22 protein-coding genes and 1 pseudogene are annotated in these 10,718 nt (G+C 61.2%); all 23 read left to right on the top strand.

Annotated elements, in window-relative coordinates:
• Window positions 1-88: pseudogene (locus ACQKI2_RS10985) on the top strand (hypothetical protein); the annotation flags it as partial.
• A 155-nt stretch (window positions 89-243) separates the two neighbouring features.
• Window positions 244-993 carry a sulfotransferase family protein gene (locus ACQKI2_RS10980; protein WP_427379718.1) on the top strand — a complete coding sequence of 250 codons (750 nt, stop codon included), beginning with the start codon at window positions 244-246 and terminating at the stop codon, window positions 991-993.
• Between the two features lie 229 nt (window positions 994-1,222).
• Entirely contained in the window at window positions 1,223-1,543 is a 321-nt protein-coding gene (gene rpsJ, locus ACQKI2_RS10975; RefSeq protein WP_011647827.1) for a 30S ribosomal protein S10, read from the top strand.
• The gene (rplC, locus tag ACQKI2_RS10970) at window positions 1,543-2,301 is read left to right on the top strand and encodes a 50S ribosomal protein L3 (protein ID WP_035592989.1); all 759 of its coding nucleotides are present in this window, start codon (window positions 1,543-1,545) and stop codon (window positions 2,299-2,301) included. The genes rpsJ and rplC overlap by 1 nt, the downstream gene beginning before the upstream one ends.
• Window positions 2,301-2,945 (top strand): 50S ribosomal protein L4, encoded by a 645-nt coding sequence (rplD, locus tag ACQKI2_RS10965; RefSeq protein ID WP_114104836.1) that lies wholly within the window; start codon window positions 2,301-2,303, stop codon window positions 2,943-2,945. The genes rplC and rplD overlap by 1 nt, the downstream gene beginning before the upstream one ends.
• Window positions 2,945-3,244, top strand: a complete 300-nt coding sequence (locus ACQKI2_RS10960) for a 50S ribosomal protein L23 (RefSeq protein WP_035592992.1) — start codon at window positions 2,945-2,947, stop codon at window positions 3,242-3,244. The genes rplD and ACQKI2_RS10960 overlap by 1 nt, the downstream gene beginning before the upstream one ends.
• An 18-nt stretch (window positions 3,245-3,262) precedes the next feature.
• Window positions 3,263-4,093, top strand: a complete 831-nt coding sequence (gene rplB, locus ACQKI2_RS10955; protein WP_035592994.1) for a 50S ribosomal protein L2 — start codon at window positions 3,263-3,265, stop codon at window positions 4,091-4,093.
• 18 nt (window positions 4,094-4,111) lie between these two features.
• Window positions 4,112-4,390, top strand: coding sequence for a 30S ribosomal protein S19 (gene rpsS, locus ACQKI2_RS10950; protein ID WP_290917217.1), 279 nt, complete (start codon window positions 4,112-4,114; stop codon window positions 4,388-4,390).
• A gap of 2 nt (window positions 4,391-4,392) precedes the next feature.
• Window positions 4,393-4,782, top strand: coding sequence for a 50S ribosomal protein L22 (rplV, locus tag ACQKI2_RS10945; protein WP_035592998.1), 390 nt, complete (start codon window positions 4,393-4,395; stop codon window positions 4,780-4,782).
• A complete protein-coding gene (gene rpsC / locus ACQKI2_RS10940) occupies window positions 4,782-5,519 on the top strand; it encodes a 30S ribosomal protein S3 (RefSeq protein ID WP_291054849.1) in 738 nt (245 codons plus the stop codon). Before rplV ends, rpsC begins: the two co-directional genes overlap by 1 nt.
• A 3-nt stretch (window positions 5,520-5,522) precedes the next feature.
• Window positions 5,523-5,939 carry a 50S ribosomal protein L16 gene (gene rplP, locus ACQKI2_RS10935; protein ID WP_035593002.1) on the top strand — a complete coding sequence of 139 codons (417 nt, stop codon included), beginning with the start codon at window positions 5,523-5,525 and terminating at the stop codon, window positions 5,937-5,939.
• Window positions 5,940-5,941: 2 nt separating this feature from the next.
• The gene (rpmC, locus tag ACQKI2_RS10930; protein ID WP_035593004.1) at window positions 5,942-6,139 is read left to right on the top strand and encodes a 50S ribosomal protein L29; all 198 of its coding nucleotides are present in this window, start codon (window positions 5,942-5,944) and stop codon (window positions 6,137-6,139) included.
• A gap of 10 nt (window positions 6,140-6,149) precedes the next feature.
• Window positions 6,150-6,395 (top strand): 30S ribosomal protein S17, encoded by a 246-nt coding sequence (gene rpsQ, locus ACQKI2_RS10925; RefSeq protein WP_035593006.1) that lies wholly within the window; start codon window positions 6,150-6,152, stop codon window positions 6,393-6,395.
• Window positions 6,392-6,760, top strand: a complete 369-nt coding sequence (gene rplN / locus ACQKI2_RS10920; protein WP_035593008.1) for a 50S ribosomal protein L14 — start codon at window positions 6,392-6,394, stop codon at window positions 6,758-6,760. Before rpsQ ends, rplN begins: the two co-directional genes overlap by 4 nt.
• A gap of 2 nt (window positions 6,761-6,762) precedes the next feature.
• Window positions 6,763-7,080: a 50S ribosomal protein L24 gene (gene rplX / locus ACQKI2_RS10915; RefSeq protein ID WP_035593010.1), complete on the top strand. Its 318-nt coding sequence runs from the start codon at window positions 6,763-6,765 to the stop codon at window positions 7,078-7,080.
• Window positions 7,073-7,627 (top strand): 50S ribosomal protein L5, encoded by a 555-nt coding sequence (rplE, locus tag ACQKI2_RS10910; RefSeq protein ID WP_427379717.1) that lies wholly within the window; start codon window positions 7,073-7,075, stop codon window positions 7,625-7,627. The genes rplX and rplE overlap by 8 nt, the downstream gene beginning before the upstream one ends.
• Before the next feature lie 19 nt (window positions 7,628-7,646).
• Window positions 7,647-7,952 carry a 30S ribosomal protein S14 gene (rpsN, locus tag ACQKI2_RS10905; protein WP_290917221.1) on the top strand — a complete coding sequence of 102 codons (306 nt, stop codon included), beginning with the start codon at window positions 7,647-7,649 and terminating at the stop codon, window positions 7,950-7,952.
• A 16-nt stretch (window positions 7,953-7,968) separates the two neighbouring features.
• Window positions 7,969-8,364: a 30S ribosomal protein S8 gene (gene rpsH / locus ACQKI2_RS10900; RefSeq protein WP_035593016.1), complete on the top strand. Its 396-nt coding sequence runs from the start codon at window positions 7,969-7,971 to the stop codon at window positions 8,362-8,364.
• A 12-nt stretch (window positions 8,365-8,376) separates the two neighbouring features.
• Window positions 8,377-8,988, top strand: coding sequence for a 50S ribosomal protein L6 (gene rplF, locus ACQKI2_RS10895; RefSeq protein ID WP_427379716.1), 612 nt, complete (start codon window positions 8,377-8,379; stop codon window positions 8,986-8,988).
• A gap of 4 nt (window positions 8,989-8,992) precedes the next feature.
• A complete protein-coding gene (gene rplR, locus ACQKI2_RS10890) occupies window positions 8,993-9,355 on the top strand; it encodes a 50S ribosomal protein L18 (protein ID WP_035593020.1) in 363 nt (120 codons plus the stop codon).
• A 13-nt stretch (window positions 9,356-9,368) separates the two neighbouring features.
• Entirely contained in the window at window positions 9,369-9,971 is a 603-nt protein-coding gene (rpsE, locus tag ACQKI2_RS10885) for a 30S ribosomal protein S5 (protein WP_035593022.1), read from the top strand.
• A gap of 12 nt (window positions 9,972-9,983) precedes the next feature.
• Window positions 9,984-10,169, top strand: coding sequence for a 50S ribosomal protein L30 (rpmD, locus tag ACQKI2_RS10880; protein ID WP_035593025.1), 186 nt, complete (start codon window positions 9,984-9,986; stop codon window positions 10,167-10,169).
• Window positions 10,170-10,220: 51 nt separating this feature from the next.
• Entirely contained in the window at window positions 10,221-10,700 is a 480-nt protein-coding gene (rplO, locus tag ACQKI2_RS10875; RefSeq protein WP_427379715.1) for a 50S ribosomal protein L15, read from the top strand.
• The last annotated feature ends 18 nt before the right edge of the window (window positions 10,701-10,718 follow it).

The following is a 10,718-nucleotide window of genomic DNA, read 5'->3' as shown; positions in this document are numbered from 1 at the left end:
GATCGCCATGGACAAAGGCCTGCGCTTCGCCATCCGCGAAGGCGGCCGCACCGTCGGCGCCGGCGTCGTGTCCGAAATCAAGAAATAAGCTTCTCTGCCTTGGGATCTCGACAAGGTCGAGATTTGGCAGACTGCAGAAATCAAAGGCCCCCGATCCAAGGATCGGGGGCTTTTTTGTCTGTCTGTCATTATTGCGGCAAGCCGTAGCAAGCTCGTGCCAAGGGCGCAGGCTAGGTTGCGGTTATGACGCGGCGTATCGATTTCATGATTGCGGGGGTTCAGAAGGGCGGCACGACTTCGCTCGACGCCTTCCTGCGCCAGCATCCTCATATCTCGATGGCGCGGAAGAAGGAGCCGCACTTCTTCGACAAGCCGCCCCCCACAGGCCTTCGCCCGCTGGATCACGCCCTTTATCACATGTGCTTCGACTGGAGGGCGGCAGGGCAGGGCGCGCGGCTGGGCGAGGCAACGCCGGCGCTCACCTGGTGGGAAGGAGCCATGACCCGCGTGTGGCGCTACAATTCCAAGATACGCATCATCATGATTCTCAGGGACCCGGTGGAGCGGGCCTGGTCTCACTACCGGATGGATGTCAGGCTGGGGCGCGAAACCGCCTGCTTTTCAGAGGCTATTCGCGCGGAGCGCGAAAGGGCGCGCAGGGCCTTGCCGCTTCAGGACAGGGAGCGCTCCTACGTATCCCGGGGCTATTATGCCAATCAGATCCGGCAATTGAGGCGACTGTTCCCGGAAAATCAGCTTCTCTTCCTGAGAAGCGAGATGCTCTCGCAGGATCCACAGGCGATTCTGAGCCGTGTTTGCGATTTTCTTGACGTGGCGCCGTTTACCTTTGCTGCGGAAAAGCGGCACAACAGCGCCCCGGAGGCCGCCTCCCTGGCCGATATCGACCGCGACTACCTCTGCGCGCTCTATCAGCATGACGCAGAGGAAACCCGTCATCTCCTGGGCTGGGACAAAGACGGCTGGTCTGTCTGAGCCTCGCTCTGGGCAGGTGTCTGCATTGAATCAGCAAAAATCCGCCTTGTGGCAGTTGACGCGAGGGGCCCGATCCCATAGAGGACCGACTTCGCCGGGATGGCTGCGCTTTATTATACAGCGAACGCTCCCTCGAAACTGACAATTAATCCACACCCCGACCCGGGCGCTCGATGCTGACGAGCCATCGCGCCTTGGGTCAAAGTGTTTTGCGCGGACGGACCAAACGATGGAACGACAAAATATCCGGATCAGGCTGAAGGCCTTTGATCACCGCGCGCTCGACATGTCGGCGAAGGAAATCGTGAACACGGCGAAGCGCACTGGCGCTGAAGTTCGTGGCCCGGTTCCGCTCCCGACCCGTATCGAGCGCTTCACGGTGAACCGGTCGCCCCACATCGACAAGAAGTCGCGTGAGCAGTTCGAAATCCGCACGCACACCCGTATTCTCGACATCGTCGATCCCACTCCGCAGACCGTGGACGCGCTGATGAAGCTCGACCTGTCTTCGGGCGTCGGCATCGAGATCAAACTCGAGGGAGCCCGCTAATGACGCTTCCTGCTGCCCGTACTGGCGTTCTTGCCCGCAAAGTCGGCATGACACGCATCTTCGCTGAAGACGGCCGCCATGTGCCCGTCACCGTTCTGTCGCTCGATGGCTGCCAGGTTGTTGGCGTGCGCACCGAGGACGAGCGCGCCGTCACCACCAAGAAGGGCGGGGAAGTCACCCGCACCGACGGCTACAAGGCCGTGATCATGGGTGCTGGCGAGAAGAAAGCCAAGAACACCACCAAAGCTCAGCGCGGCCAGTTCGCCAAAGCTGGTGTTGCCCCGAAAGCGAAACTGAAAGAGTTCCGCGTCAGCGGCGACCTGCCGGAAGTCGGTTCGACCGTTCAGGCCGACCATTTCGCGGAAGGCCAGATGGTTGACGTTTCGGCTCTGACCATCGGTAAAGGTTTTGCCGGCGCTATGAAGCGCTGGAACTTCGGCGGTCTGCGCGCCACGCACGGCGTCTCGATCTCGCACCGTTCGCATGGTTCGACCGGTATGCGCCAGGATCCGGGCCGCGTGTTCAAGAACAAGAAAATGGCCGGCCACCTTGGTGATGAGCGCGTCACGACCCAGAACCTGGTTGTCGTGCGCACTGACGTCGAGCGCGGCCTTATCCTCGTCAAGGGTTCGGTTCCCGGCCATGACGGGACTTTCGTTGAAATCCGCGATGCTGTGAAGAAAGCCCTGCCGGCGAACGCGCCTGCTGCTGGTTCCTTCAAGGCGCCGGAAAAGCTCTCCGCCGGGGGTGAAGGCTAATGGAACTCGCAGTTAAAACCCTCGCTGGCGACGCCGCTGGCAAGATTGACCTCGACGACGCGATTTTCGGCATTGACGAAATCCGTGGCGACATCCTGCAGCGCACCGTGCGCTGGCAGCTTGCCCGCCGTCAGGCTGGTACGCACAAGGCAAAATCGCGTTCGGAAGTGAACCGGACGACGAAGAAGTCGATCAAGCAAAAAGGCTCGGGCGGCGCCCGTCACGGTTCGCGCAACGCTCCGATCTTCGTCGGCGGTGGCGCAGCTCACGGCCCGCGTGTTCGCAGCCATGCGCACGACCTGCCGAAAAAGATCCGCAAGATGGCTTTGGCGCACGCCCTGTCATCCAAAGCGAAAGAAAGCTCCATCCTGGTCCTCGACAAGGCCGAGCTCGACTCGCCCAAGACCAAGGCGCTGCTGGAATCGTTCAAAGGCCTCGGCATCGAGAACGCTCTGATCATCTCGGGCACGGAAGTGAATGAGAACTTCGCCCGCGCTGCGCGCAACATCCCGAACATCGACGTACTGCCGGTTGCCGGCCTGAACGTCTATGACATCCTGCGCCGCCGCACGCTCGTCATCACCAAGGAAGCCGCCGAGGGTATCAAAGCCCGTTTCGATGGCGCCAAAGCGGAGGCTGAATAATGGCCGAAGTGAAACCCCACCATTATGACGTGATCCGCCGTCCGCTGATCACCGAAAAGTCGACGCTCGTTTCCGAGCAGAACAAGATCATCTTCGAAGTTGCTCCGGGCGCTGACAAGAAAGCGATCAAAGAGGCTGTCGAAGCCCTGTTCAAAGTGAGCGTCACGAAGGTCAACACCCTGACCCAGAAGGGCAAGACGAAACGCTTTCGTGGCTTTGAAGGCCGCCGTTCCGACGTGAAGAAAGCCATCGTTACGCTCGCTGAAGGCCAGTCGGTCGACATCTCGACGGGCCTCTAAGGGAGAAGGACGAAGCTCATGGCACTGAAGACATTCAATCCGACCTCTCCCGGCCGCCGCCAGCTCGTGCTGGTGGACCGCACGGGTCTGCACAAAGGCAAGCCGGTCAAGGCGCTCACCGAGGGCATCAGCTCCAAAGGTGGCCGCAACAACCAGGGCCGCGTGACCGTTCGCCATCAGGGCGGCGGCGTGAAGCGCCTTTACCGCAAGATCGATTTCAAGCGTAACCGCTGGGACATCCCGGCTGTTGTCGAACGTCTCGAATACGATCCCAACCGCACAGCCTTCATCGCCCTCATCAAGTATGAGGACGGCGAGCTGGCCTACATCATCGCGCCGCAGCGCCTTGAAGTCGGGGACACCGTCATCACCTCCGCCACGGCTGACATCAAGCCGGGCAACGTGCTGCCGCTGAAGTCCATCCCGGTGGGTACGATCATCCACAATATCGAGCTGAAGCCCCAGAAGGGCGCGCAGATGGTCCGCTCCGCCGGCACCTATGCTCAGCTGGTTGGCCGCGATGCCGGCTACGCCCAGATCAAGCTGGCTTCCGGCGAGCTCCGCATGGTGCTCGACAACTGCCTGGCTACGATCGGCGCTGTGTCGAACCCGGACAAGATGAACGAAGTCAGCTCCAAGGCTGGCCGTAACCGTCACCTGGGCAAGCGCCCGACTGTCCGTGGTGTCGTCATGAACCCGGTCGACCACCCGCACGGTGGTGGTGAAGGTAAATCTTCGGGCGGCCGTCACCCGGTCACGCCGTGGGGTAAGAAAACCCGCGGTCCGAAAACTCGCAACAACAAGGCAACGGATCGTCTCATCATCCGTCGCCGTAACGCTAAACGCTAATCAGGGAGCCCGAGAGACATGTCCCGTTCTGTCTGGAAAGGCCCGTTCGTCGACGGCTACCTCCTGAAGAAGGCTGAAGAGGCCCGCTCTTCGGAAAAACGCGCTGTGATCAAGACCTGGTCGCGCCGCTCGACGATCCTGCCGCAATTCGTCGGCCTGAACTTTCAGGTCCACAATGGCAACAAGTTCATCCCGGTCACGGTGACCGACGAGATGGTCGGCCACAAGTTCGGCGAGTTCGCGCCGACGCGGACCTATTACGGTCACGGCGCCGACAAGAAAGCGAAGAGGAAGTAGTCATGGCAAAGGCCAAGAATCCTCCGAAGCAGGCAGCGAATGAATCGCGCGCCGTGCTGCGCATGTACCGCTCGAGCCCGCAGAAGCTGAACCTTCTGGCTCAGCAGATCCGTGGCATGCCGATCCAGCGCGCGCTCAACGAGATGAAGTTCTCGCCCAAGCGCCCTGCAAAGGATGTCTACAAGCTCCTTCAGTCCGCTGTCGCGAACGCCGAGAACAATCACGGCCTCGACATCGACAGCCTGGTGGTTGCTGAAGCACATGTCGGCAAGAACCTGGTCATGAAGCGCATCCGCGCCCGCGCTCGCGGCCGCGCTGCCCGCATCATGAAGCCGTTCTCGCAACTCACCATCGTCCTGCGTGACAACAGCCAGACTGCGGAGGCCGCATAATGGGTCAGAAAGTCAATCCGATTGGCCTGCGCCTCGGCATCAACCGTACCTCGGACAGCCGCTGGTACGCTGATAGCGCCGACTTTGGCCGCCTGCTGCACGAAGACCTCGCGATCCGCAAAGCGATCCGCGAGAAGCTGAAGCAGGCCGGTATCTCGAGAATCATCATCGAGCGCCCGCACAAGAAATGCCTCATCACGATCCACACGGCCCGTCCGGGCCTGGTGATCGGCAAGAAGGGCGGGGACATCGAAGTGCTCCGCAAAGAGCTTGCGAAGATGACCTCGGACGAAGTCCGCGTGAATCTGGTTGAAATCCGCAAGCCGGAAATCGACGCCACGCTGATCGCCGATGACATCGCCCGCCAGCTTGAGCGCCGGGCTTCGTTCCGCCGCGCGATGAAGCGTTCGATCCAGTCCGCCATGCGCCTCGGCGCTGAAGGTGTGAAAGTGGTTGTCTCCGGCCGTCTTGGCGGCGCAGAGATCGCCCGTACCGAGAAGTATGCCGAAGGTTCGGTGCCGCTGCACACGCTGCGCGCCGACATCGACTACGGTACGGCTGAAGCAGAAACTACCTATGGTATCATCGGTGTGAAGGTGTGGGTCTACAAGGGCGAGATCCTCGAACATGACCCGATGGCTCAGGACAAGCGCCTTGAGACGTCTGGCCAGTCGCGCGCTCGCGCCAACGCCAACCAGCGCGGCCCGGCTTCGGGCGCCCAGGCTGCAGGAGCTTAATTCATGCTGCAACCGAAACGCACTAAGTTCCGCAAGGCCTTCAAAGGCCAGATCAGCGGACAGTCGAAAGGCGGCTTCACGCTGGCTTTCGGCCAGTTTGGCCTCAAGGCTCTCGAGCCGGAGCGCGTCACCGCGCGCCAGATCGAAGCCACCCGCCGTGCCATCACGCGCGAGATGAAGCGTCAGGGCAAGGTCTGGATCCGCGTGTTCCCGGATGTTCCGGTCACCGCGAAACCGATTGAGGTCCGCATGGGTAAGGGTAAGGGCGGCGTTGACCGCTGGGTCGCGCGCGTTGCGCCTGGCCGTATCCTGTTCGAAATCGACGGTGTCCCGGAAGAGGTCGCCCGCCAGGCTCTTGCCCTCGGCGCTGCGAAGCTCCCGATCAAGACCAAAGTCGTCAAGCGTATCGAGGGGATCTGATCATGAAGGCCGCCGATGTAAGAGCCAAGAGCGTCGATCAGCTCAATGACGAGCTGGTGAAGCTCAAGAAAGAACAGTTCAATCTGCGCTTCCAGGCAGCCACGGGCCAGCTGGAGAAGACGGGCCGCGTTACCGAGGTTCGTCGCGACATCGCTCGGATCAAGACGGTCCTGCGCGAGAAAGCCCAGGCAGGCAAGTAAGGAGACTGAGATGCCAAAACGTATTATGAAAGGCGTTGTTGTCTCCGCGAAGCAGGACAAGACCGCTATTGTCCGTGTCGAGCGTACCTTCACGCACCCCATGCTGAAGAAGATCGTCCGGAAAACGAACAAGTACCACGCCCATGACGAGAACAACGTCGCGGTCGAGGGCCAGACTGTTGCGATTCGCGAGTGCGCGCCGAAGTCCAAACTGAAGCGCTGGGAACTCGTTACCGATGAAGGGAGTGAGGCATGATCCAGATGCAAACCCACCTGCGGGTCGCCGATAACTCTGGCGCACGCCGCGTGATGTGCATCAAGGTGCTCGGTGGCGCAGGCCGCCGTTACGCCTCGGTGGGCGACGTGATCGTCGTCTCGATCAAGGAAGCGATTCCGACGGGCCGCGTGAAGAAAGGGGACGTCCGCAAGGCCGTCGTCGTTCGCGTCGCCAAGGACATCAACCGGCCGGATGGCTCCACGATCCGCTTCGACAGCAACGCTGCCGTTCTGATCAACAACAATGGCGAGCCGATTGGCACGCGCGTCTTTGGCCCTGTTCCGCGCGAACTGCGCGGCAAGAACCAGGTCAAGATCGCTAACATGGCGCCGGAGGTCCTGTAGTCATGGCTGCAAAGATCAAAAAAGGTGACACGGTCATCGTGATCGCCGGCAAGGACAAGGGCACCAAGGGCGAAGTCCTGAAGGTGATCCCGGACGAGAGCCGGGTGGTCGTGCGCGGCGTGAACCTGGTGAAACGTCACCAGAAGCCGAGCCAGATGGACCCCGGTGGTCTCAAGACCTTCGAGGCACCGGTGCACGTTTCCAACGTCGCCCTTGCAGATCCGCGTGATGGCAAGGCCGTTCGCGTTGGCTTCAAGATTGACCAGCATGGCCGCAAGACGCGCTTTGCGAAACGCTCAGGGGAATCGATCGATGTCTGAGGCATATGAACCCCGCCTCAAGCGGAAATACCGGGAACAGATCCGGGCGAAACTGCAAGAGCAGTTCAACTATTCGAACCCGATGAAGGTTCCGAAGCTCGACAAGGTCGTGATCAACATGGGTGTTGGCGAAGCCGTCAACGACTCCAAGAAGATCAAGGCGGCCCTGGCTGAGCTGGAGCGTATCGCCGGCCAGAAACCCGTTGCCACCAAGGCGCGCAAGTCGATCGCCGGCTTCAAGGTCCGTGAAGGCATGCTGATCGGTGCAAAGGTTACCCTGCGCCGCGACCAGATGTACGAGTTCCTCGACCGTCTGACGACGATCGCTCTCCCGCGCGTGAAAGACTTCCGTGGTCTGAACGGCAAGAGCTTTGACGGCCGCGGCAACTACGCCATGGGTATCAAGGAGCACATCGTGTTCCCTGAGATCAATTATGACGAGGTCGAAGAGGTGCGCGGCATGGATATCATCGTCTGCACCACTGCCGAAACGAACGAAGAAGCCAAAGCACTCCTCGCCGAGTGTGGCTTCCCGTTCCGGAACTAGCGCCAGGAGATCTGCTGATATGGCAAAGAAGAGCGCAATCGAGAAGAACAACAAGCGGAAGGCTCTGGCCGCCCGTTATGCCGCCAAGCGCGCCCAGCTCAAGGCTGCCGCGATGGACGAAAACCTGTCGCTGGAGGAGCGCTTCAAGGCGCGCCTCAAGCTCGCCGAACTGCCGCGCAACTCGGCTGCAAACCGTGTTCGCAACCGTTGCGAAGTCACCGGCCGTCCGCGTGCATTCTATCGTAAACTCAAAATGTCGCGTATCGCGCTTCGTGAGCTTGGCTCGCGTGGCCAGGTCCCCGGCCTTGTAAAGTCCAGCTGGTAAGAGAGGAGGGAAGCAGATGAACATTTCCGATCCCCTCGGCGATATGCTCACCCGGATCCGCAACGCGCAGATGCGCGGCATGTCCAAAGTGACGTCGCCGGCATCGAAGCTGCGTGCACGTGTTCTCGACGTCCTCACGGACGAGGGATACATCCGGGGTTACGCCGAGATCGAAAAGAGCGGTCACAAGACCCTCGAAATCGAGCTCAAATATTATGAAGGCCAGCCGGTCATCTCCGAGATCAAACGTGTCTCGAAGCCTGGCCGCCGTGTCTATTCGTCCGTGTCGGACATTCCGCTGGTGCGTAACGGCCTCGGCATTTCCATCCTGTCGACTTCGCAGGGTGTGATGTCGGATAATGCTGCGCGCGCCAAGAATGTCGGCGGCGAAGTGCTTTGCCGCGTATTCTAGGAGGCAGGTTCCATGTCCCGTATTGGTAAGCTTGCGATCCCGGTTCCGGCAGGTGCAACTGTCACCGTCGCCGGCCAGACGATCAAGGCCAAAGGTCCGAAAGGCGAGCTTGAGCTTGTCCTGCCGGAAGTCATCACGCCGAAGCTCGAAAACAACGAGCTTCTGGTTGCTCCGCGCGCTGACCTGATGAAGGCTGCGAACGACGCGATCGAAGCAGAGAAGGCGAAAGGCAAGCGTCCGCCGACGCTCGCTCAGTCTCTCACGCAGGACGCGCGTACCCAGTGGGGAACCGCTCGTGCCCGCGCCGCCAACCTGGTGGAAGGGGTCACGAAGGGGTACACCAAGACGCTCGAACTCGTCGGCGTTGGTTACCGTGCCCAGATGCAGGGCGCTGACCTGAAGCTGGCGCTCGGCTATTCGCACGATGTGATCTTCAAGGCGCCGCAGGGCATCAAGCTCGAAACGCCCAAGCCGACCGAGATCATCATCTCGGGCGCTGACAAACAAACCGTTGGTCAGGTCGCTGCCGAGATCAAGAAGTTCCGTCCGCCGGAGCCGTACAAAGGCAAGGGTATCCGCCTGCAGGGCGAATATGTCCGCCGCAAGGAAGGCAAGAAGAAGTAACGCCATGAAGACGTCACGCGAAAAGATGCAGCGCCGCGCCCAGCGCGTCCGCACCAAGCTCCGCCGGGTCGCCGAAGGCCGTCCGCGCCTTTCGGTGTCGCGCAGCCACAAGAACATCTCGGTGCAGATCATCGACGACGAGAAGGGTATCACGCTCGCCTCGGCTTCGACGCTCGAGAAGGAAGTTATCGGTAGCGCGAAAACCGGCGGCAACGTCGAAGCCGCCGCGCTCGTGGGCAAGGCAATCGCTGAGCGCGCGAAGAAGGCTGGCGTCGAGGATGTTGTCTTCGACCGCGGTGGTTACATGTTCCACGGCCGGGTGAAAGCCCTGGCAGATGCTGCCCGCGAGGGCGGCCTGAAATTCTGAAGGAGTCTGCCTGATGGCTGAGGAAAGAGGTGAGAAAAGGGGCCGCCGCCGCGACCGCGAGCAACCGCGTGATCGTGAGGAGGAAGGCTCTGAACTCGTCGATAAGCTGGTTGGCATCAACCGCGTCGCGAAGACGGTGAAGGGCGGTAAGAACTTCGGTTTCGCCGCGCTCGTCGTTGTGGGCGACCAGAAGGGCCGTGCCGGCTTCGGCAAGGGCAAGGCCCGTGAGGTTCCCGAAGCCATCCGCAAGGCGACTGAAGAAGCCAAGCGCAACATGGTTCGCATTCCGCTTCGCGAAGGCCGCACGCTGCACCATGATGGCAATGGCCGTCACGGCGCCGGCAAGGTCGTGCTCCGCGCAGCCCCTCCGGGTACCGGCGTGATCGCCGGCGGTCCGATGCGTGCCGTGATGGAAGTCCTCGGCGTCCAGGACGTCGTCGGCAAGTCGCTCGGCTCGTCCAACCCGTACAACATGGTGCGTGCCACCTTTGATGCCCTGAAAGGTCAGGCCAACCCGCGTACGGTTGCCTCCAAGCGCGGCCTCAAAGTCCAGGATATCGTTGGCCGCCGTACCGATGGCGCCTCCGAAGCCGGCATGGCCGATTCGGTGAACTGATAGGAGACCTCTATGTCCCAGAAGAAAGTCACCGTCCGTCAGATCGGCAGCCCGATCGCGCGCAAGCCGAACCAGCGTCAGACGCTGATCGGCCTCGGCCTCAACAAGGTCGGCCGCACGCGAGAGCTGGTCGACACGCCAGAAGTCCGCGGCATGATCCGCACGGTCTCGCATCTCGTGGAAGTGGTCGGCGAATAAGGCTGTTGCAGCCTGCCGGCCGTTTCCTTCGCTTATTCGAAAGTTACTGCCATGAAACTCAATGAACTTTCTCCCGCCGATGGCTCCACCAAGAAGCGCATGCGCGTTGGTCGCGGCGTTGGCTCGGGCAAGGGCAAGACGGCTGGCCGCGGTGTGAAAGGCCAGAAGGCACGTTCGGGCGTTGCTGTGAACGGCTTCGAAGGCGGTCAGATGCCGATCTACATGCGTCTGCCCAAGCGCGGCTTCAAAGCGCCGGGCGCCAAGACCATGTCCTGGGTCAACCTGGGCCGGATCGCCAAGGCTGTCGAAGCCGGTACGCTGGACGCTTCCAACGTGACGGAAGAAACCCTGGTGGCTTCCGGTGTGGTCCGCAATGCCCGCGACGGCATCCGCCTGCTGGCCAAGGGCGACGCGCCCAAGAAGCTGAACATCACGGTTACCGGAGCCTCGAAGGCTGCCGTGGAAGCCGTTGAAAAGGCTGGCGGATCGGTCACCGTAACCGGCACAGCGAAAGACGCTGCTGAGGAATAATCCGGGGTTCTTGCTTAA

It is taken from the genome of Hyphomonas sp. NPDC076881, assembly GCF_050269995.1.
GTDB lineage: Bacteria > Pseudomonadota > Alphaproteobacteria > Caulobacterales > Hyphomonadaceae > Hyphomonas.
The sequence above is the reverse complement of the archived record's forward strand: the minus strand, read 5'-3'. Positions and strand labels throughout refer to the sequence as shown.

Bases quoted from the DNA above. Each gene is read 5' to 3' on its own strand.
- rplR (WP_035593020.1), top strand. From the start codon at position 8,993: ATGAAGACGTCACGCGAAAAGATGCAGCGCCGCGCCCAGCGCGTCCGC.
- rpmD (WP_035593025.1), top strand. From the start codon at position 9,984: ATGTCCCAGAAGAAAGTCACCGTCCGTCAGATCGGCAGCCCGATCGCG.
- rpsC (WP_291054849.1), top strand. From the start codon at position 4,782: ATGGGTCAGAAAGTCAATCCGATTGGCCTGCGCCTCGGCATCAACCGT.
- rpsH (WP_035593016.1), top strand. From the start codon at position 7,969: ATGAACATTTCCGATCCCCTCGGCGATATGCTCACCCGGATCCGCAAC.
- ACQKI2_RS10980 (WP_427379718.1), top strand. From the start codon at position 244: ATGACGCGGCGTATCGATTTCATGATTGCGGGGGTTCAGAAGGGCGGC.
- rpmC (WP_035593004.1), top strand. From the start codon at position 5,942: ATGAAGGCCGCCGATGTAAGAGCCAAGAGCGTCGATCAGCTCAATGAC.
- rplO (WP_427379715.1), top strand. From the start codon at position 10,221: ATGAAACTCAATGAACTTTCTCCCGCCGATGGCTCCACCAAGAAGCGC.
- rplD (WP_114104836.1), top strand. From the start codon at position 2,301: ATGGAACTCGCAGTTAAAACCCTCGCTGGCGACGCCGCTGGCAAGATT.
- rplN (WP_035593008.1), top strand. From the start codon at position 6,392: ATGATCCAGATGCAAACCCACCTGCGGGTCGCCGATAACTCTGGCGCA.
- rplC (WP_035592989.1), top strand. From the start codon at position 1,543: ATGACGCTTCCTGCTGCCCGTACTGGCGTTCTTGCCCGCAAAGTCGGC.
- rpsQ (WP_035593006.1), top strand. From the start codon at position 6,150: ATGCCAAAACGTATTATGAAAGGCGTTGTTGTCTCCGCGAAGCAGGAC.
- rplP (WP_035593002.1), top strand. From the start codon at position 5,523: ATGCTGCAACCGAAACGCACTAAGTTCCGCAAGGCCTTCAAAGGCCAG.
- rplX (WP_035593010.1), top strand. From the start codon at position 6,763: ATGGCTGCAAAGATCAAAAAAGGTGACACGGTCATCGTGATCGCCGGC.
- ACQKI2_RS10960 (WP_035592992.1), top strand. From the start codon at position 2,945: ATGGCCGAAGTGAAACCCCACCATTATGACGTGATCCGCCGTCCGCTG.
- rplB (WP_035592994.1), top strand. From the start codon at position 3,263: ATGGCACTGAAGACATTCAATCCGACCTCTCCCGGCCGCCGCCAGCTC.
- rplF (WP_427379716.1), top strand. From the start codon at position 8,377: ATGTCCCGTATTGGTAAGCTTGCGATCCCGGTTCCGGCAGGTGCAACT.
- rpsS (WP_290917217.1), top strand. From the start codon at position 4,112: ATGTCCCGTTCTGTCTGGAAAGGCCCGTTCGTCGACGGCTACCTCCTG.
- rpsN (WP_290917221.1), top strand. From the start codon at position 7,647: ATGGCAAAGAAGAGCGCAATCGAGAAGAACAACAAGCGGAAGGCTCTG.
- rplE (WP_427379717.1), top strand. From the start codon at position 7,073: ATGTCTGAGGCATATGAACCCCGCCTCAAGCGGAAATACCGGGAACAG.
- rplV (WP_035592998.1), top strand. From the start codon at position 4,393: ATGGCAAAGGCCAAGAATCCTCCGAAGCAGGCAGCGAATGAATCGCGC.
- rpsE (WP_035593022.1), top strand. From the start codon at position 9,369: ATGGCTGAGGAAAGAGGTGAGAAAAGGGGCCGCCGCCGCGACCGCGAG.
- rpsJ (WP_011647827.1), top strand. From the start codon at position 1,223: ATGGAACGACAAAATATCCGGATCAGGCTGAAGGCCTTTGATCACCGC.